Source organism: Facklamia sp. P12932, from assembly GCF_050409545.1.
Taxonomy (GTDB): domain Bacteria; phylum Bacillota; class Bacilli; order Lactobacillales; family Aerococcaceae; genus Facklamia.
This window is the reverse complement of sequence record NZ_JBNUPG010000014.1, coordinates 22,338-37,904: the sequence shown is the minus strand read 5'-3', so window position 1 is coordinate 37,904 and position 15,567 is coordinate 22,338. Positions and strand designations below refer to the sequence as shown.

General features: G+C 37.1%; 11 protein-coding genes and 1 pseudogene. 9 read left to right on the top strand and 3 right to left on the bottom strand.

Features of this window, described 5'->3' with window-relative positions; genetic code table 11:
* Positions 1 to 303 precede the first annotated feature (303 nt).
* The 4 genes from pdhA (at position 304) to lpdA (ending at position 5,598) form a co-directional block, all read left to right on the top strand.
* Positions 304 to 1,413: a pyruvate dehydrogenase (acetyl-transferring) E1 component subunit alpha gene (gene pdhA / locus ACQV2P_RS06550; RefSeq protein ID WP_428875356.1), complete on the top strand. Its 1,110-nt coding sequence runs from the start codon at positions 304 to 306 to the stop codon at positions 1,411 to 1,413.
* Positions 1,414 to 1,415: 2 nt separating this feature from the next.
* Complete coding sequence (locus tag ACQV2P_RS06545) at positions 1,416 to 2,393, top strand: alpha-ketoacid dehydrogenase subunit beta (protein ID WP_428874299.1); 978 nt, start codon at positions 1,416 to 1,418, stop codon at positions 2,391 to 2,393.
* Between the two features lie 72 nt (positions 2,394 to 2,465).
* Positions 2,466 to 4,184, top strand: coding sequence for a 2-oxo acid dehydrogenase subunit E2 (locus tag ACQV2P_RS06540; protein WP_428894783.1), 1,719 nt, complete (start codon positions 2,466 to 2,468; stop codon positions 4,182 to 4,184).
* 7 nt (positions 4,185 to 4,191) lie between these two features.
* The gene (gene lpdA / locus ACQV2P_RS06535; protein WP_428874301.1) at positions 4,192 to 5,598 is read left to right on the top strand and encodes a dihydrolipoyl dehydrogenase; all 1,407 of its coding nucleotides are present in this window, start codon (positions 4,192 to 4,194) and stop codon (positions 5,596 to 5,598) included.
* Between the two features lie 156 nt (positions 5,599 to 5,754).
* Here the strand turns inward: lpdA and ACQV2P_RS06530 are convergent, their stop codons facing one another.
* On the bottom strand, positions 5,755 to 7,164 hold the full coding sequence (locus tag ACQV2P_RS06530; RefSeq protein ID WP_428894782.1) for an MATE family efflux transporter: 1,410 nt from the start codon (positions 7,162 to 7,164) through the stop codon (positions 5,755 to 5,757).
* A 759-nt stretch (positions 7,165 to 7,923) separates the two neighbouring features.
* Here ACQV2P_RS06530 and ACQV2P_RS06525 point away from each other — a divergent pair.
* The 3 genes and pseudogenes from ACQV2P_RS06525 (at position 7,924) to ACQV2P_RS06515 (ending at position 10,800) form a co-directional block, all read left to right on the top strand.
* Positions 7,924 to 8,064, top strand: a complete 141-nt coding sequence (locus ACQV2P_RS06525; protein WP_428874303.1) for a hypothetical protein — start codon at positions 7,924 to 7,926, stop codon at positions 8,062 to 8,064.
* A 64-nt stretch (positions 8,065 to 8,128) separates the two neighbouring features.
* Positions 8,129 to 10,139 (top strand): annotated as a pseudogene (locus ACQV2P_RS06520) (bacteriocin-associated integral membrane family protein).
* A gap of 64 nt (positions 10,140 to 10,203) precedes the next feature.
* The gene (locus tag ACQV2P_RS06515) at positions 10,204 to 10,800 is read left to right on the top strand and encodes an ATP-binding cassette domain-containing protein (protein WP_428894781.1); all 597 of its coding nucleotides are present in this window, start codon (positions 10,204 to 10,206) and stop codon (positions 10,798 to 10,800) included.
* Positions 10,801 to 11,299: 499 nt separating this feature from the next.
* On the opposite strand, the gene ACQV2P_RS06510 is transcribed toward ACQV2P_RS06515, so the two are convergent.
* Entirely contained in the window at positions 11,300 to 11,944 is a 645-nt protein-coding gene (locus ACQV2P_RS06510; RefSeq protein WP_428894780.1) for an ABC transporter ATP-binding protein, read from the bottom strand.
* A 1-nt stretch (position 11,945) separates the two neighbouring features.
* Complete coding sequence (locus ACQV2P_RS06505) at positions 11,946 to 13,964, bottom strand: DUF1430 domain-containing protein (RefSeq protein ID WP_428894779.1); 2,019 nt, start codon at positions 13,962 to 13,964, stop codon at positions 11,946 to 11,948.
* 535 nt (positions 13,965 to 14,499) lie between these two features.
* Between ACQV2P_RS06505 and ACQV2P_RS06500 the strand changes: the two genes are divergently transcribed.
* Both ACQV2P_RS06500 and ACQV2P_RS06495 read left to right on the top strand, forming a co-directional pair.
* The gene (locus ACQV2P_RS06500; protein WP_428875364.1) at positions 14,500 to 14,775 is read left to right on the top strand and encodes a UPF0223 family protein; all 276 of its coding nucleotides are present in this window, start codon (positions 14,500 to 14,502) and stop codon (positions 14,773 to 14,775) included.
* 9 nt (positions 14,776 to 14,784) lie between these two features.
* Positions 14,785 to 15,564, top strand: coding sequence for an inositol monophosphatase family protein (locus tag ACQV2P_RS06495; protein WP_428875365.1), 780 nt, complete (start codon positions 14,785 to 14,787; stop codon positions 15,562 to 15,564).
* Positions 15,565 to 15,567 lie beyond the last annotated feature (3 nt).

Below are 15,567 nucleotides of genomic sequence, written 5' to 3'. Positions count from 1 at the left end.
AGTTTTATCCCGCAAATTTTTAAAATTTCAGGACATTTTCATTTACGGTTGACAGCTGTTTTATAAAAAATTACTAAATATAACAGATTATCACTGAAAATTATAACAGATAAAACAGAGTTCTTTGTGCATTTTTTATCAAAGTTTATTATAAAAACCTATGATTTAATTGTGATTGTATGCATAACTCATCTTTTTTCTTGCAATTGGGCAGCTAAGGTGTTATCGTTGAAAATGAGCAATTATTGCTACAGTTTTAATTTAACTGTTATTAAGGACAAAAAATGAAAGGAATGTGAAAGAATGGCACGAGCTAAAGCAAAAGTGACAATGGATGAATTATTGATGCCAGATAATTTTGATTTTTCAATGGTTCAAGTGATGGATGAAGCGGGGAAGATTGTTAATCCAGATCTTTTAGGTGATGTTACTGAGGAAGACATGGTTAAATTTATGGAAGAAATGGTTTGGGCTCGCGAATTATTTGAGCGTTCAACAGCGCTTAACCGTCAAGGACGTTTAGGTTTCTATGCTCCAACTTCTGGTCAAGAAGCTTCTCAATTAGGTACTGTATTGGCTACTGAAAAAGAAGATGTACTGTTACCTGGTTACCGTGATGTTCCTCAATTAATTAAGCATGGACTTCCTTTACATAAGGCTTTTCTATGGTCAAAAGGACATGTAGCTGGATCAACTTTTGATGAAGACCTAAAGGCGTATCCACCACAAATTATTATTGGTGCACAGTATGTTCAAGCAGCGGGAGTTGCCTTAGGAATTAAAAAGAATAAACGACAAGCGATTGCGATGACATGGACGGGTGATGGTGGTTCTTCACAAGGAGACTTTTATGAAGGAATTAACTTTGCTGGTGCATATCAATCACCAGCTGTCTTTGTTGTTCAAAATAATGGCTGGGCGATTTCAACGCCCCGTTCTGTCCAAACAGCCGCACCGACTTTAGCTCAAAAAGCTGTAGCAGCCGGCATTCCTGGTATTCAAGTGGATGGGATGGATATTTTAGCTGTTTATGCAGTTACAAAGGCTGCTAGGGAATATGCGATTGCAGGTAATGGACCGGTACTAATCGAGACTGTTTGTTATCGTTTTGGTCCTCATACCCTTTCTGGAGATGATCCAAAACGTTACCAAGCAGAAGGCTCTCAAGCAGAATGGCGCGCTAAAGATCCTTTAATTCGTATGCGTAACTACCTAACTGCTAAAGGACTTTGGTCAGAAGAACAAGAAGAAGAAGTTATTCAAAGGACAAAAGAAGAAGTTAGAGATGCCATTAAATTAGCTGACCAAGAACCAAAACAAAAAATCTCAGATTTTTTAAAAAATATGTATGAGACACCAGATTTTGTAACACAAGAACAAATTAGTAAATTTGAAGCAAAGGAGAATAAATAATTATGGCTAAATTAACAATGATTGAGGCTATTACAGAAGCCTTAGCCAATGAATTGCGCACAAACGACCGCACACTTGTTTTTGGAGAAGATGTGGGTAAAAATGGTGGGGTTTTCCGAGCTACTCAAGGCTTACAAGAAGAATTTGGCGAAGAACGTGTAATGGATACACCGTTAGCTGAATCTGGTATAAGTGGCATGGCTATCGGGCTAGCTCTTGAAGGATTCCGTCCAATTCCTGAGATTCAATTTAATGGATTTGTTTTTGAAACAATGGACTCTGTTGTAGCTCAAGCCGCGCGTACCCGTTACCGTATGGGAGCTTCCCGTAACCTACCAATTACATTCCGTTCTCCTTTTGGTGGAGGAGTTCACACACCTGAGCTTCATGCAGACTCATTAGAAGGTCTCTTAGCTCAATCACCAGGCCTTAAAGTGGTAATTCCTTCTAATCCATATGATGCTAAAGGCTTATTAATTTCAGCGATCCGAGATAACGATCCAGTGTACTTTTTGGAACACATGAAATTGTACCGTTCTTTCCGTGAGGAAGTTCCAGAAGGAGAATATACTGTTCCTTTAGGCAAGGCAAAAGTTGTTAAAGAAGGTACAGACTTAACTTTAATTGCATATGGTGCTATGGTACAAGAATCGGTCAAAGCAGCAGAAAAATTAGCTAAAGAAGGCGTTGATGTTGAGGTACTTGACTTAAGAACAGTTCAACCATTAGATATTGAAACAATTATTGCTTCGGTAGAAAAAACAGGAAAAGTAATTGTAGTTCAAGAAGCGCAACGTCAAGCGGGTGTTGGAAGCAAAGTGATTGCTGAGATTTCTGAACGTGCAGTTCTTTCTCTGAAAGCACCAATTGGATTCGTAGCTGCTCCTGATACCATCTTCCCATTTGGAATGGCTGAAAGAGACTGGTTACCAAATGCAGAAGATATTGTGGCCAAGGCTAAGGAATTAGAAGATTTTTAGACGATAAATGATTTCAAGCAGATGTTCCATCTGCTTGCTTTCGAGTCAAGTTAAGAAAAGGAGAAAAATTATATGGCATTCCAATTTAAATTACCAGCTTTGGGCGAAGGGATTATGGAAGGTGAAATCGTCTCTTGGGCGGTTAAAGAAGGAGACACAATTAAAGAAGATGACACTTTAGTCGAGGTCCAAAATGATAAATCCGTTGAAGAATTACCTTCTCCAGTTTCTGGAACTATAAAAAAAATTCATGTAGCAACCGGTCAAATTGCTCAGCTCGGTCAAATAATTGTTGAAATTGATGCGCCAGGATTTGAAAACGAAGCTAACCCTGAGAGAGAAGAAACGCCGGCGAGTCCAGCCAAAGAAGCATCTGATTCAAAAGTAGATCAAACAGCAAAAGTTAATTCGAACACAGCATTTTTCCAATTTAAATTACCTGCTTTGGGCGAAGGGATTATGGAAGGAGAAATTGTTTCTTGGTCCGTAAAGGAAGGTGAAACAATTAAAGAAGACGAAACCTTAGTAGAAGTTCAAAATGATAAATCAATTGAAGAATTACCTTCTCCAGTTTCTGGCATCGTTAAGAAAATTCATGTACAGACTGGTCAAATTGCGCAATTAGGGCAAGTTTTAGTTGAAATTGACTCGCCAGAACACAATGGTCAAACCGACAATTCAACTAGTAGGGAAGAACAAGGAGAAGCGCTAGCAAACTCTTATGATGATGCAGCCTCGCCAGTTGAGAAAAACCCAGTAATTGAAACGACGGTAACTAAAGAGTCACCACATGTTCAAGGGTTATCGGATGAAGAGGTAGAGAACCGTCGCGTATTAGCAATGCCATCCGTTCGTAAACTTGCACGTGATAGGGCCATTGATATCACACGAGTAGCAGGAACCGGCAAGAACGGTCACATCACAGCCGAAGATATTAATAACTTCGCCGCATCGGCCAAAATGGAGTTACCAGTTAATAAGTCTGAGCAAAAAGTGGCTACTTCTAGCACAAATGAAGAAATTGCGGCTAAAACGGAAGCTCAACAGTCAAAATCTGAAGCCAAGCCATTTGTATCCAATCAAACTGAGCGTGAAGAACGTGTGCCTTTATCAGGCACTAGAAATGCCATCGCTAAGGCAATGGTCAATTCTAAGCATACGGCTCCCCATGTTACTTTATTCGATGAAGTTGAAGTGTCTAAACTATGGGAACACCGTAAGAAATATAAGGTCATTGCTGCTGATAAAGAGGTCAAATTGACTTTTCTTCCATATGTTGTGAAGGCTTTAATCGCAGCTGCTAAGCAATATCCAGTGATAAATTCATCAATTGATGATGTTTCTAATGAAATTGTTTACAAAAACTATTATAATGTAGGTATTGCGACAGATACAGAACGGGGACTATACGTTCCAAACATTAAAGAAGCTAATACTAAGAATATGTTCCAAATTGCTAATGAAATTGTTGAGCTTTCTGAAAAGGCTCATGATGGTTCATTATTGATGTCTGAAATGTCAGGTGGAACAATGACTATTTCAAATATTGGTTCAGCCGGCGGAAAGTGGTTCAGCCCGATTATCAATCATCCTGAAGTAGTCATCTTAGGATTCGGTTCGATTGTGCAACAGCCAGTTGTCAATGAAGCGGGTGAATTAGCTGTGGGACGTGTATGTAAGTTGTCATTAAGCTTTGACCACCGTATTGTTGATGGAGCAACTGCACAGCGTGCACTGAATGAAGTGAAACGTTTTCTTGCAGACCCAGAACTATTATTAATGGAAGGATAGTGATCAAATGGTAGTTGGAGATTTCGCAATGGAATTGGATACCGTCGTAATTGGAGCAGGTCCTGGAGGCTATGTAGCAGCTATTCGTGCTGCACAGCTTGGACAAAAAGTAGCAATTATTGAAAGAGAATACTTAGGAGGCGTTTGTTTAAACGTGGGATGTATTCCTTCAAAAGCCTTGATTCAAGCAGGGCACGTGTATCATCAAGCAAAACATGGTGAAACATTTGGTGTTTCTACTTCAAATGTGGAAATTGATTGGGAAAAAACCCAAAATTGGAAGCAAAATGAAGTCGTAGCGAAAATGACTTCTGGTGTGGAAATGCTTCTTAAGAAAAATAAGGTGGAGATTATTGAAGGAGAAGCTTTCTTCTCTGATAAAGATACTCTTCGTGTTGTCAACGGTGAAGAAGCGCAAACCTATACTTTCAAAAATGCAATTGTTGCAACAGGATCTCGCCCTATTGAAATTCCAGGTTTTGAATTCAAAGGCCGTGTGATTGACTCAACAGGTGGATTAAACTTGCCTGAAATTCCTAAAGATCTAGTGGTTATCGGTGGTGGAATTATCGGTACAGAGCTAGGAGGCGTTTATGCAAACCTAGGAACAAATGTGACTATCTTAGAAGGATCTAAACAATTTATTCCTTCATTTGAAAAAGATATGACACGTCTTGTTGAAAGAGATCTAAAAGCTTTAGGAGCCGAAATCGTCACAAACGCAATGGCTAAGAAGGCTGAGGAAAAGGGAGACCGTGTGGTTGTAACTTATGAGCGCAAAGGTAAAGAAATTCAAGTTGAAGCGGACTATGTAATGGTTACTGTAGGACGTCGTCCAAACACTGACAACTGTGGTTTGGAACAAGCAGGTGTTGAATTAGATGAACGTGGATTGGTTAAAGTAGATAATCAAGGACGTACTTCTAATCCAAACATTTTTGCCATTGGCGATATCGTTCCTGGAGCCATGTTAGCCCATAAAGCTTCATTCGAAGCGAAAGTTGCTGCATCAGCAATTTCTGGTGGAAAAGACATTGTTGATTATAAAGCCATGCCGTCTGTATGTTATTCTGACACTGAATTAGCTTCAGCAGGACACACTAAGGACTCTGCTAAAGAAGCGGGGATTGATGTAACTGTAACTAAATTCCCATTCGGTGGTAATGGCCGTGCAGTAGCTTTAGATCACTATAATGGTTTTGTTCGTTTGGTTACAAGAAAAGAGGACGATGTCATTATCGGAGCTCAAGTGGCTGGGCCAAGTGCCTCAGATGTATTAGCAGAAATCACCCTCGCAATTGAAGCCGGTATGAATGCTGAAGATATTGCCTTAACTGTTCATGCGCACCCAACGTTAAGTGAAGCAACGATGGATGCAGCTGAAGCAGCACTCGGCATGCCAATTCACATGTAATAACTCTATAACCCCTGATAGAACAACTTCTATCAAGGGTTTTTTTATTCGTTTTCTAAAAGGGACAGTATTTAATAATCAACTAGGGGAAAAATTTAAGCCCCATGCAAAAATCATGCAGGGGGCTTAAATTTTAAGGTTAGACGATTTGCATCCTTAAAGAGGAGGCAGTGTTCCCAGATCCTTTTTTGGCATTGATTGGAATTGATGATAAATGACATAGCTAGCTAAGATAAAAGCCATTACGTCCGCGATAGGGGCTGCCAAAGGGACTTGTTCGACACCGAACTGGTGGCCAAAAAACAAAATGAGGGGAAGCAAGAAAAAAATCTGTTTACTAAGGGCCAATAATGCACTCTTAAAGCCATAACCAATGGCTGATAGGAGATTTGCCATTCCAATGTGCATGCCTATAATAACCGTCATGAATAAAAAGCTACGTAAGTAATGCATGGCATAAGTAAAGTATAACTCCTCACCATTACCAAAGATACGGATTAAAGGACGGGTAAGGGTTTGGAAGATAACAAACATTATTAATGAGAAAGCGGCTAAAACTTTCATCTCTAATTTGAAAGTGTCTCTAACGCGCTGATAGTTTCTAGCGCCGTAATTGACACCCAAAATAGGTTGAGCTCCTTGAACGATTCCGATGACAACACCTATGAACAAGGTGTTAATTTTAATGGTAATACCAGCAGCAGCGATTGGGATATCCGCTCCGTAAATAGAGTTGGCTCCGGCAAATTTAAGAGTATTATTGAGGACAATTTGAACGACGGTATTTGACAACTGAAAGACAAAAGAGTTGATACCCAGTTTAAATATTTGCCAAAGTTCGTTCAGCTGGATAGTTATTTCACGAAAATGAATGGATACTAGTTTGAATTTTGGAATATAAGCAAGAATAAAAAGTCCTGAGACTATTTGCCCGATAATTGTGGCCAAAGCAGCACCACGCATTCCCCAATTAAATCCGAAAATAAACAGAGGGTTCAATGCTGTATTGATTGCTGCCCCTACGAGAACACTTATCATGGAGTATTTTGCACTACCATCTGCTCTAACGAGATTTGCTCCACCAATATTCAACATAAAAAAAGGAATGCCGATAGCAATAATTTGTACATATTGAACGGACAGAGGATAAACTTTTTCAGTAGCTCCGAAAAATTTCATTAGTGGACCTGCTTGCCAAAAGACTACAAGAGCGAGAAGAATTCCCGATAAAAGTAAAAATCCAAAGGATGTTGCGAGTGTATTGCGAGCCGTAGTGAAATCTTTTCGACCAATAGTTAAATTAAAGTTAGCAGCGGCGCCAATTCCTGTGAGTAATCCGATGGCTAAACAGACCGTCGTTATCGGAAAAGCGATATTGGTTGCTGCATTTCCTAAATAGCCAACTCCTTGTCCAATAAAGATTTGATCTACGATATTGTAAAGAGAGTTGGCCAGGTTGGCAATAATACTGGGAATTGCAAATTGTTTAAGTAATTTGGACACGGGTTCAGTTTCAAGAGGGTTGTGTATGTTAGGAATTTCAAGCGAGGGATTAGTTTCTGTCACAAATTTCTTCCTTTCTTAGCAAATTTATTTTTATTATGATAATCGACTTCCCATTATAACATAAAAAAATTCTAAAGGTAAAACGATCCAATTAAAAAAGAAAATTTGTGAAATCTAGTTAATTTTTAATAAAATTTTATGGAATAGGATTATGCAATACGCGGATGTGACATAAGTTTTCGAGAGTGGAAAACATAAAATGATGATTATTCTTTATAAGAAACAGACATTCATTTTTTAACAAGTACCACTATACATGACCTAGTGGTACTTTTTTATCTTGGAAGTTTATAGTCGATATTCCTTTATGAACAATCTTCTTAGTTTCTGATCATCTTTTAGCACTAGCGATTAAATGAAGAATAATTGAAGCGGGAAGCTGGGATTACATCTCTTTTATAAACTCAGTGTTTTCTAGCTGAAGAGCGAGTATAAGATATAGAATTAATTTGCAATTAATTGATTGTTGTAAGCTATTAATAAAAAGGCTATTAAAAATAAAACATAATTAATTGAAAAAATATAAATTCAATATTAGAATATATTTGAACTTTTTAATTTCGTATAATTGTTGAGATTATGTACAATTTAGAAATGAAATTCATAGTCAATGACCGTTAATTAAAGCATTAAACATTCTAAATAATTTTAATTTATATAAAGGAGTGATAATAGAGTATTATAATGAGAGTTAAAACAATTAAGTTGCTTTGTAGTAGTTTGGGAATTTAAGTGCCAATACCTGGAAGGAGATATCTTATGTCGGAAGTAGAACGCGGAATAATGAAAGTTTCGATTCTAAAAATGCAAGATATACTTCTTACGCTTTTATCAATACAAACCTTGGTGAAAGAGTTGTATTTGATGCAGGATTTTAAAATTTTATCAAGTTGTACATAGTAGTATTTGATAATTAATCAGATTGGGCGGGCTGAGTCCCGCTTTTTAAAAATGAGGGGAGCATATGAAGCGGATTTTTATTATTCTGTCGAATCTATTGGTGGGTCTCTTTTTGGTATGGGTGGTTAACATTTGGGGAGATACCTATGTTTCTTATTATTATCCAAATGTTTCGGTATTTGATGCTTCTTCTGAGGCTGATTTTGAGAAGGTGGCCGATCATTTAACCTTATTGGCACAAGATACAGATAGTCTCATCGCCATTCAGCACCAAGAACCTGGGGCAGACGGAAAGCCCGTCTTTTCTTATACCACTTTTGGAACTGGAAAATTACCACCAGGTCTCACTGCAAAATCAAGGGAAGCAGCTAAAACGAGTAGTGTACTGACTAACTATTTTATCTTTAAGGGAAATTTAGACCTAGATCTATTGAAAACAACATTAAAGGATGCAGGATTGACTAGACTCTCTCCAGCTATTCCTTCTGGGGTTACCGTTCTAGCTTCCATATTTAGTAATGGCTTTCAACTCATCGGCTTACTGATTTTCTTTTTAACCTTTGGAGCGCTTAGTTTAATTTATCAAATTCGTGCTCTAAGAACAGCGGGCATTCGTTTAATTTCTGGCGAAAGTCGTTGGGGAATTTTTCTCAGACCCATTGGTCGAGACCTCGTTAACCTTTCAATTGGTCTAGGCGCTGGTTTCCTGTTAGCAATGATTCTAAAATCAGTAGTTTCAAACCCTTTGATAGCTTTTTATACAATAGGAGCGGGTCTATTCCTTTACAATCTTTTTTTGCTGATTATTTCCTTATTCTTTGCTAGTTTATTTGCAGTCGGTATTAAAAAAGTGCACTTGATGCAGGTTATAAAAGGACAAATTCCGGTGAGGGGAATCATTAGTCTCATTTTAATGGGTCAATTTTTAGCTTTCATTATTGTTTCTATAGGGGTTAGTTGGACACTAAATTATACCCATGCCTTGCAACAGCAAAAACAAGGTCAGGCTATTTGGCAAAAAGAAAATCAGCTCGTCTCTCTGAATTTTGCCCGAAGTGGCTCAATCGGAAACAAGAAAGAAATGATTGAGAAACAACAAACATGGTTTCAATTGATGGATCAAGCCATCTCAGAAAATCGTGCGATTCTTTCAAGGCATTATTTAGCAGAACAAGGGTTTCAAAGAGGACCAAGTACTGTTAGTCTACCCTTATCTGATCATGAGCTTTATCAACCACAAGGCAACGTCTTGATTGTCACTCCTAGCTATTTAAAACGGCAACAGATTGCAGTGCCTCCCGAAATCGACAGGAAACTAAATAAGTTAGCTGTAGGTGAGTTCGTTCTCCTTTTGCCAGATAAGCTTCAATCAAATGCAAGTCATTACCAGACCGTCTTTGAAGACGCTACAACAACGCTTATGGCTAGCCAGGATAACCGTCAAAAAATGAAGGCGACTGTTGCATACTTAAAAACGGGATATCAGCGATTTGTCTATAATGCAACGCCCCTTTCCTATCAACAATTCCTTAAAGATCCGATTATCATTGTTTTGACTCCACATTCAACGGGTGAACAATCTTACTTGTTTTGGCAGCAAGCGCTATCGTCCTATTTCTTTTTTGATCGTTTAGGAGATGCCCAATCACTGATTGCAAAATACGGACTTGAAAATTGGGTGGCTGAACTTCAGACAGGGTATCAAATCCATCAAACCTTACTGGATAATCTGCAACGAGAAGTTTGGGCAATGATTGCTGGGGCAGTATTAGGCATTGTGACGTCTATTTTAATGTTTCATACGATGAATCAACTTTATTTTGAAGAATTTCGACGCGATATCTTTATTAAACGCATAGCAGGCCTTCGTTTCTTAGAAATTCATAGAAACTATCTGCTAGCGCAGATACTTGTTTTCTTGCTGGGTGTTATTGGCAGCGTCTTTCTTGTAACGGATATCGTGCTTGCTTGCTTGCTTGGTATTCTTACTGTTTACCGGCATTTCAGTCCTACAATTGCATTTGCAAATGAAAAAGGAAAATAAAATGGCGATGCTTATTTTGAAAGGAGCCTAAGATGATTCGATTAGAAAAAGTGGGCTAATAGTTTGGTGACCGTGTCTTATTTTCAGATCTTTCTATGACTTTTGAAGCCAATAAGGTTTTTGCTTTGATTGGTTCAAGTGGTAGTGGTAAAACAACGCTTATGAATAGGATGGGGAAACTTGAAAGTTACGATGGGACGATTTTCTGTCGGAATAAGGATTTGAGCAAGTATCAACCGAGTGAATTCTTCCGTCAGGAGTTGGGGTATTTATTTCAAAATTTTGGTCTCATAGAAAGTCAGACGATTGAAGAAAACTTAAAACTCGGTCTAATTGGTCAAAAAATTAGTAAAACTGAGCAACACAAGAAGGAAAAAGAAGCTTTGATGCGTGTCGGACTCTCTTATTTAAGTCTCAATAAGAAAATATTTGAATTATCAGGCGGAGAATCACAGCGCGTGGCTTTAGCTAAGGTTATTCTTAAAAACCCTCCTCTTATCTTAGCGGATGAACCGACTGCATCCGTTGACCCTGAGACAGCTAAAGCGATTATGGAAATTTTGCTCTCCTTGAGAGATGAGAATAGACTCATTATCATTGCTACTCATAATCCATCTATTTGGACAATGGCTGATGAGATTGTTTCAATGGATCGATTGGGTATGACAACAAGTTTCATTAATTTTGGGTAAGAATAATATAATGATTAGTCAATTAGTATGAATAGTTAGCTCTTTGCCAACTATAGAAGGTAGGGCAAAGCCAAGTGCTAGAGAAGACCAAAATGTGAATGGGTCTTCTCTTTTTATCTGCCTAAAACAGTCAAAAGCGCGACAACAACCTTCCATCGAGAAGTTAGCAGCCGAAGGGACATAGATTAATATTTGCATTCGGCTTCGTGTAACAATGATCCAATCCTGCTAGCTTTATGAGGAAGATGCTTGTGTGAGTTGAAAGCGTAGTGGCAATAAATAAGTACTCATTTAAAAAGAAGTAGATCGATGCTATTAATTTACCTGACGTGATTTGTACCAGAATAATTGACAATCGGTGATTACCATACGTTGAGCTTATCACATCATAATAAAAGATTTCATAATTACATAATTACTTCAAATAGTTCATATTCATTCCGGAGAGTAATTTATTTGGCTTTCGCGCTAGAAGTATTAAGGAAGTGATTACATAAGATTAATGCACCCGCTTCAACGCATTCAAATCCACTACTTGATCAACCATCTCCCAAACTAATGGATCATGGGTGGCAATGAGGATGACACGATTATCATTACTGAGAGAGAGGAGTTTTTTCATGATAGCCTTAGCGTTTTCAATGTCAATCGATGCAGTGGGTTCGTCTGCAAGGATGAGAGGCGGATCTTTTAAGATTACCTTAGCAAGTGCGACTCGTTGGGCTTCTCCACCAGATAATTCAAAGACCTTGCGATCTAACTTCAAATAATTTAAGCCCACTTGGTCCAAGATTTCATGCATGCGAGTCTTTTTGTCCGGTTTACTTAGCTTCTTTCCGATTAGCCCTAAAGCTAGATTGGCTTCAATGGTTTCATTTTCAATTAAGCCAAAATTTTGGAAGAGGTAACCTAAATAATCACGAAAGAAGACGAAGTCTTTAATCGATTTAAGATCTTGGCCTTTAAAGAGGATCTGTCCTTGATCATAAACTTCAAGATGGGCAATCATATTCAATAATGTGGTTTTCCCCGATCCGCTTTGACCGGTTAGGGCATAGGACGTGCCAGCTTCAAAGTTCAAATTCAAGTCAGCAAATAGGGAACGTTGGCCGAAATTTTTATGAAGATGAGTTACTTGAATCATGTTAAGCTCCTTTCAAGAGGGTTAAAGACTGACGGTTTTCTTTTTTTGCTTGGAATACTAGGGATAATAAAGCGATTGACAAAAAGATGATTATATTGATTAAAACACTCACTTTATGATTAGCTATTATCATTGATAAACCAAAAGCGATGATAAAAATTAGTAATTGCAATGCAAGATAAACTTGATGATTTTGCCAAAAATTTAACCCTGAGATTCTCTTTATTAAAATATCACGACGGAACTGGTTAAAATAAACTTGATTCATACAAATGAAAAGTAATAATGAGGATAAACATGCGAAAAAGGAAGCAAACAAATGAGTTTTATAATTAGTAATTTTTTCCAAGTATGTTTGTCTTGAATTAACTAAATAAGATATCTTAGAATATAAATCATATTTTTTCAAAAGACGAATTGTTTCATCATACCCTGTATACTTAATATTTTTAGCGGCATTAATCGTCCAATGCATATATGAAGGCAAGGTGTTACCCGTAGATTCTGGTGACATCACAACTATAATCGGCTCAGATAGATACTGTTGATTGGATAGACCTTCTTCTGAAAAATTATCTACATTGTATAAGAATACTGAAGTCAAACGATCAGAAAAAAAAGTAATTGGCTTTACATCATATAATATTTTAGAGTCCTTTTCGACACCTTCGCGACTGAACGTTTTTAAATAATCTATAAAGTAATTTTCAATTTTATTTTTTGAATCTTGAAGTTCTCTAGGAATGATAAGACCAAATTCTCCTAGATTTAAATGATTAAATCTTTCAATTTTTTCTTCAGATAAATCAAGTTTTTCTCTCTTGACATAATTCGGACTTACAAACATTACTTTATTAAATAGGTTAGCATCTTGAGTTGGACCTGGATTAGAAAACCCATTTTCTTCCAAACCATTATTTTGAACTTTGATAAAGAAAGCATCCTGCTCATTGAATGCTTCTTGGGTAAAAGAATACCATTTTTTGAAGGATTGTTTGTTATGTTTAGAAGAATTTATCAACGGTGCGAGCCCAAATTTAATATCGTACAACTCAGCGTTATCTTCCCATTTATTAGAAGCTGCCCGGAGAGTATGTAGTGAATCCGCAAGGGTTAAAGATTGATCGATCGTATAGCCTAAAATAAACACAGAAAACACTTGGCCAAATAGCATACAAATTATGAGAAAACGATAGGGTAAATTTCCTTTTATAATTGAATAAAGCCTGTATTGATCAGTATAGATATAAAATATTAGACTCAAACAGAGATTTAAAAACAAAAGGATGCTATTAAAAATTAATAACGAATAAAATGTAATGCTAAAAAAATACCACGTTGAATGTCCGTTTATTTTTAACAAAAGGCCTGAAAGACAGGTTGTAATAAATATCATCATAATAACATAGCGTATATCCTGAGATATCAATTGGTGATAGATTGTCTTTGTAGTTGCACCTGAAATTCTTTTGATGCCTATTACTTTTGCTTTTTTTATAATTTGTATTAAAGACAGTGAAAAATAAGTCAGCAGCAGAATTGCTAGCGTGATGATGACGGAGGGATTTAAGTACAAGTTCTTTGCATATTGAAAAGGACTCGTCGCAGGAATAACGATAGTTTTTGCTCCATATTGTTCAAAATATTCCTTCAGGATAGATTGAGAGGAAGCTCCTTCGAAAACTAAGTAACTTGCTGCTAAATCACTATTTTGAATACTCTCGTTAGTGGCTTTAACTATTTTAGCGGGCAATTTTTTATCACCATAAAGGGCATAAGTAAAATTTGTCTGGCCAGATTCATTTGGTTCTACTATTCTTCGGCCCACGAGAATTTCATGTTGTTGTGCAAAATCATGTAATGCGGCTTCAAATTCATCCCGCTGAATATTTTGATCAAAATTTATGATTTGAACCCCTGGATACTGCGAAAAAGTAACGATCTCAGCGGAAAAATTCATAACGTTTATCACTAGTAGTAACATGATTAAATTTGATAAGGTAATATATATTTTTTTCATAGGATACCTTCCTCTGAGTTATAATCAGCCATTAAGAGTTAACAAATGATCGAAAGCACTTTACAACTATCAAAGGGCCTTGGAAAAGTTAATCGTTCTCTAACAAAATTTTACCGAATTTCCAAGTTACTTTCTAGCCCCTCATTAATTATTATAAAAGTGGGCTGACAATAAGAAAAGTATGCTTAACGCTCAAAGTAGTCCCGAAAGTGGAAAGAGAGTTTACCAACACTCTTTCACCGGAGTATTATGCCTTTCTAAACAAGCAAGAAACAGATCCATGAATGAAAGATAAAAAGATACGTTGCAAATAAAACACTATTTTTAACATTTTATATTTGAGGCGTTCAAAATATTGAATGTGAGGAGTTTTTGACGGTAATTAGTATGCTCTATTGACTAGGATCCGCTTTTTGATTGAGTAGAACAATGTATCTTATTAAGAAAACGTTTTATATTCGAAATACTTTTTCATTTGCGTAAAAATGCGTTATATTAGTATTAACCGAAATGAATTTGTTGGAGGTGTAATAAGATGTCTAGTTATTCCTATCCATTAAATGAAGATTGGTCAAGTCAAGAAATTACGATCGTTGTTGATTTTTTAGCAGGGGTTGAATCCGCCTATGAAAGAGGAATTAGAGTAGAACGGATTAAAGATAAGTATCGAGCATTTAAAGAAATTGTCAATTCGATAAGTGAAGAAAAACAAATTGATCGTGAATTTCAAGCGGCTTCGGGATACTCTATCTATCGATGCATGCAAAAAGCTAAAACATTGAAAGATTCCCAAACGTTAAAAATGCCTTAGGAGGTCACTATGGATTTTCAATTACATCAACGTGTAATATCTTGGTTAAAAACAGCTGGGGACTCGTTGATCGCTTCCTTGAATACCAATTTAATGGTTGAAGAAAAAACGAACGCAAGTGATTTAGTCACACGGATGGATAAAGAAGTAGAAGCCTATTTTACCCAACAAATTAACACTTACTATCCCGACCATCGTGTATTAGGCGAAGAAGGAAAGGGACATTCGATTAAAGAGACTCATGGAGTCTTATGGATAATTGACCCGATTGATGGAACTTTGAATTTTGTCAAGCAAGGGCGTTTTTTTGGCGTCATGATTGGTATATATAAAGACGGTCGGCCGCTAGCGGGCTATATCTATGATGTAATGCAAGGCGATCTTTATTATGGGTTTGTCGGTCAAGGCGCTTTTTTGAATGATCGTCCTCTGATACCATTAGAAATTAATTCGTTAGAGCAAGGGCTTATGGTGACAAACGCCCACATTTTAGTTGAAAACCAATTTAATAGTCAAGCATTATTACATGCATCTCTGGGTTCAAGGTCTTATGGTTGTGCAGCTTATGAAATGATTTCCGTTATTAGAGGGGAATCCGCTTTTTATTTAGCAAGTCGTTTAATGCCGTGGGATTTTGCAGCGGGAGTAGCAATTTTAGAATCTTTAGGTTTTAAGTATAGTCAACCTAACGGACAGGATCTGAACCTTTTAACAGCGAATCCTGGTCTCTTCTCTAACGCTGCAGTTTATGAGGAAGTATTACAGATAATTAATTCAAAAGAAAATTAGGAG

Coding starts and splice junctions, on each gene's coding strand:
- ACQV2P_RS06545 (WP_428874299.1), top strand. CDS start 1,416: ATGGCTAAATTAACAATGATTGAGGCTATTACAGAAGCCTTAGCCAAT.
- ACQV2P_RS06515 (WP_428894781.1), top strand. CDS start 10,204: ATGACTTTTGAAGCCAATAAGGTTTTTGCTTTGATTGGTTCAAGTGGT.
- lpdA (WP_428874301.1), top strand. CDS start 4,192: ATGGTAGTTGGAGATTTCGCAATGGAATTGGATACCGTCGTAATTGGA.
- ACQV2P_RS06525 (WP_428874303.1), top strand. CDS start 7,924: ATGTCGGAAGTAGAACGCGGAATAATGAAAGTTTCGATTCTAAAAATG.
- pdhA (WP_428875356.1), top strand. CDS start 304: ATGGCACGAGCTAAAGCAAAAGTGACAATGGATGAATTATTGATGCCA.
- ACQV2P_RS06540 (WP_428894783.1), top strand. CDS start 2,466: ATGGCATTCCAATTTAAATTACCAGCTTTGGGCGAAGGGATTATGGAA.
- ACQV2P_RS06495 (WP_428875365.1), top strand. CDS start 14,785: ATGGATTTTCAATTACATCAACGTGTAATATCTTGGTTAAAAACAGCT.
- ACQV2P_RS06505 (WP_428894779.1), bottom strand. CDS start 13,964: ATGAAAAAAATATATATTACCTTATCAAATTTAATCATGTTACTACTA.
- ACQV2P_RS06500 (WP_428875364.1), top strand. CDS start 14,500: ATGTCTAGTTATTCCTATCCATTAAATGAAGATTGGTCAAGTCAAGAA.
- ACQV2P_RS06510 (WP_428894780.1), bottom strand. CDS start 11,944: ATGATTCAAGTAACTCATCTTCATAAAAATTTCGGCCAACGTTCCCTA.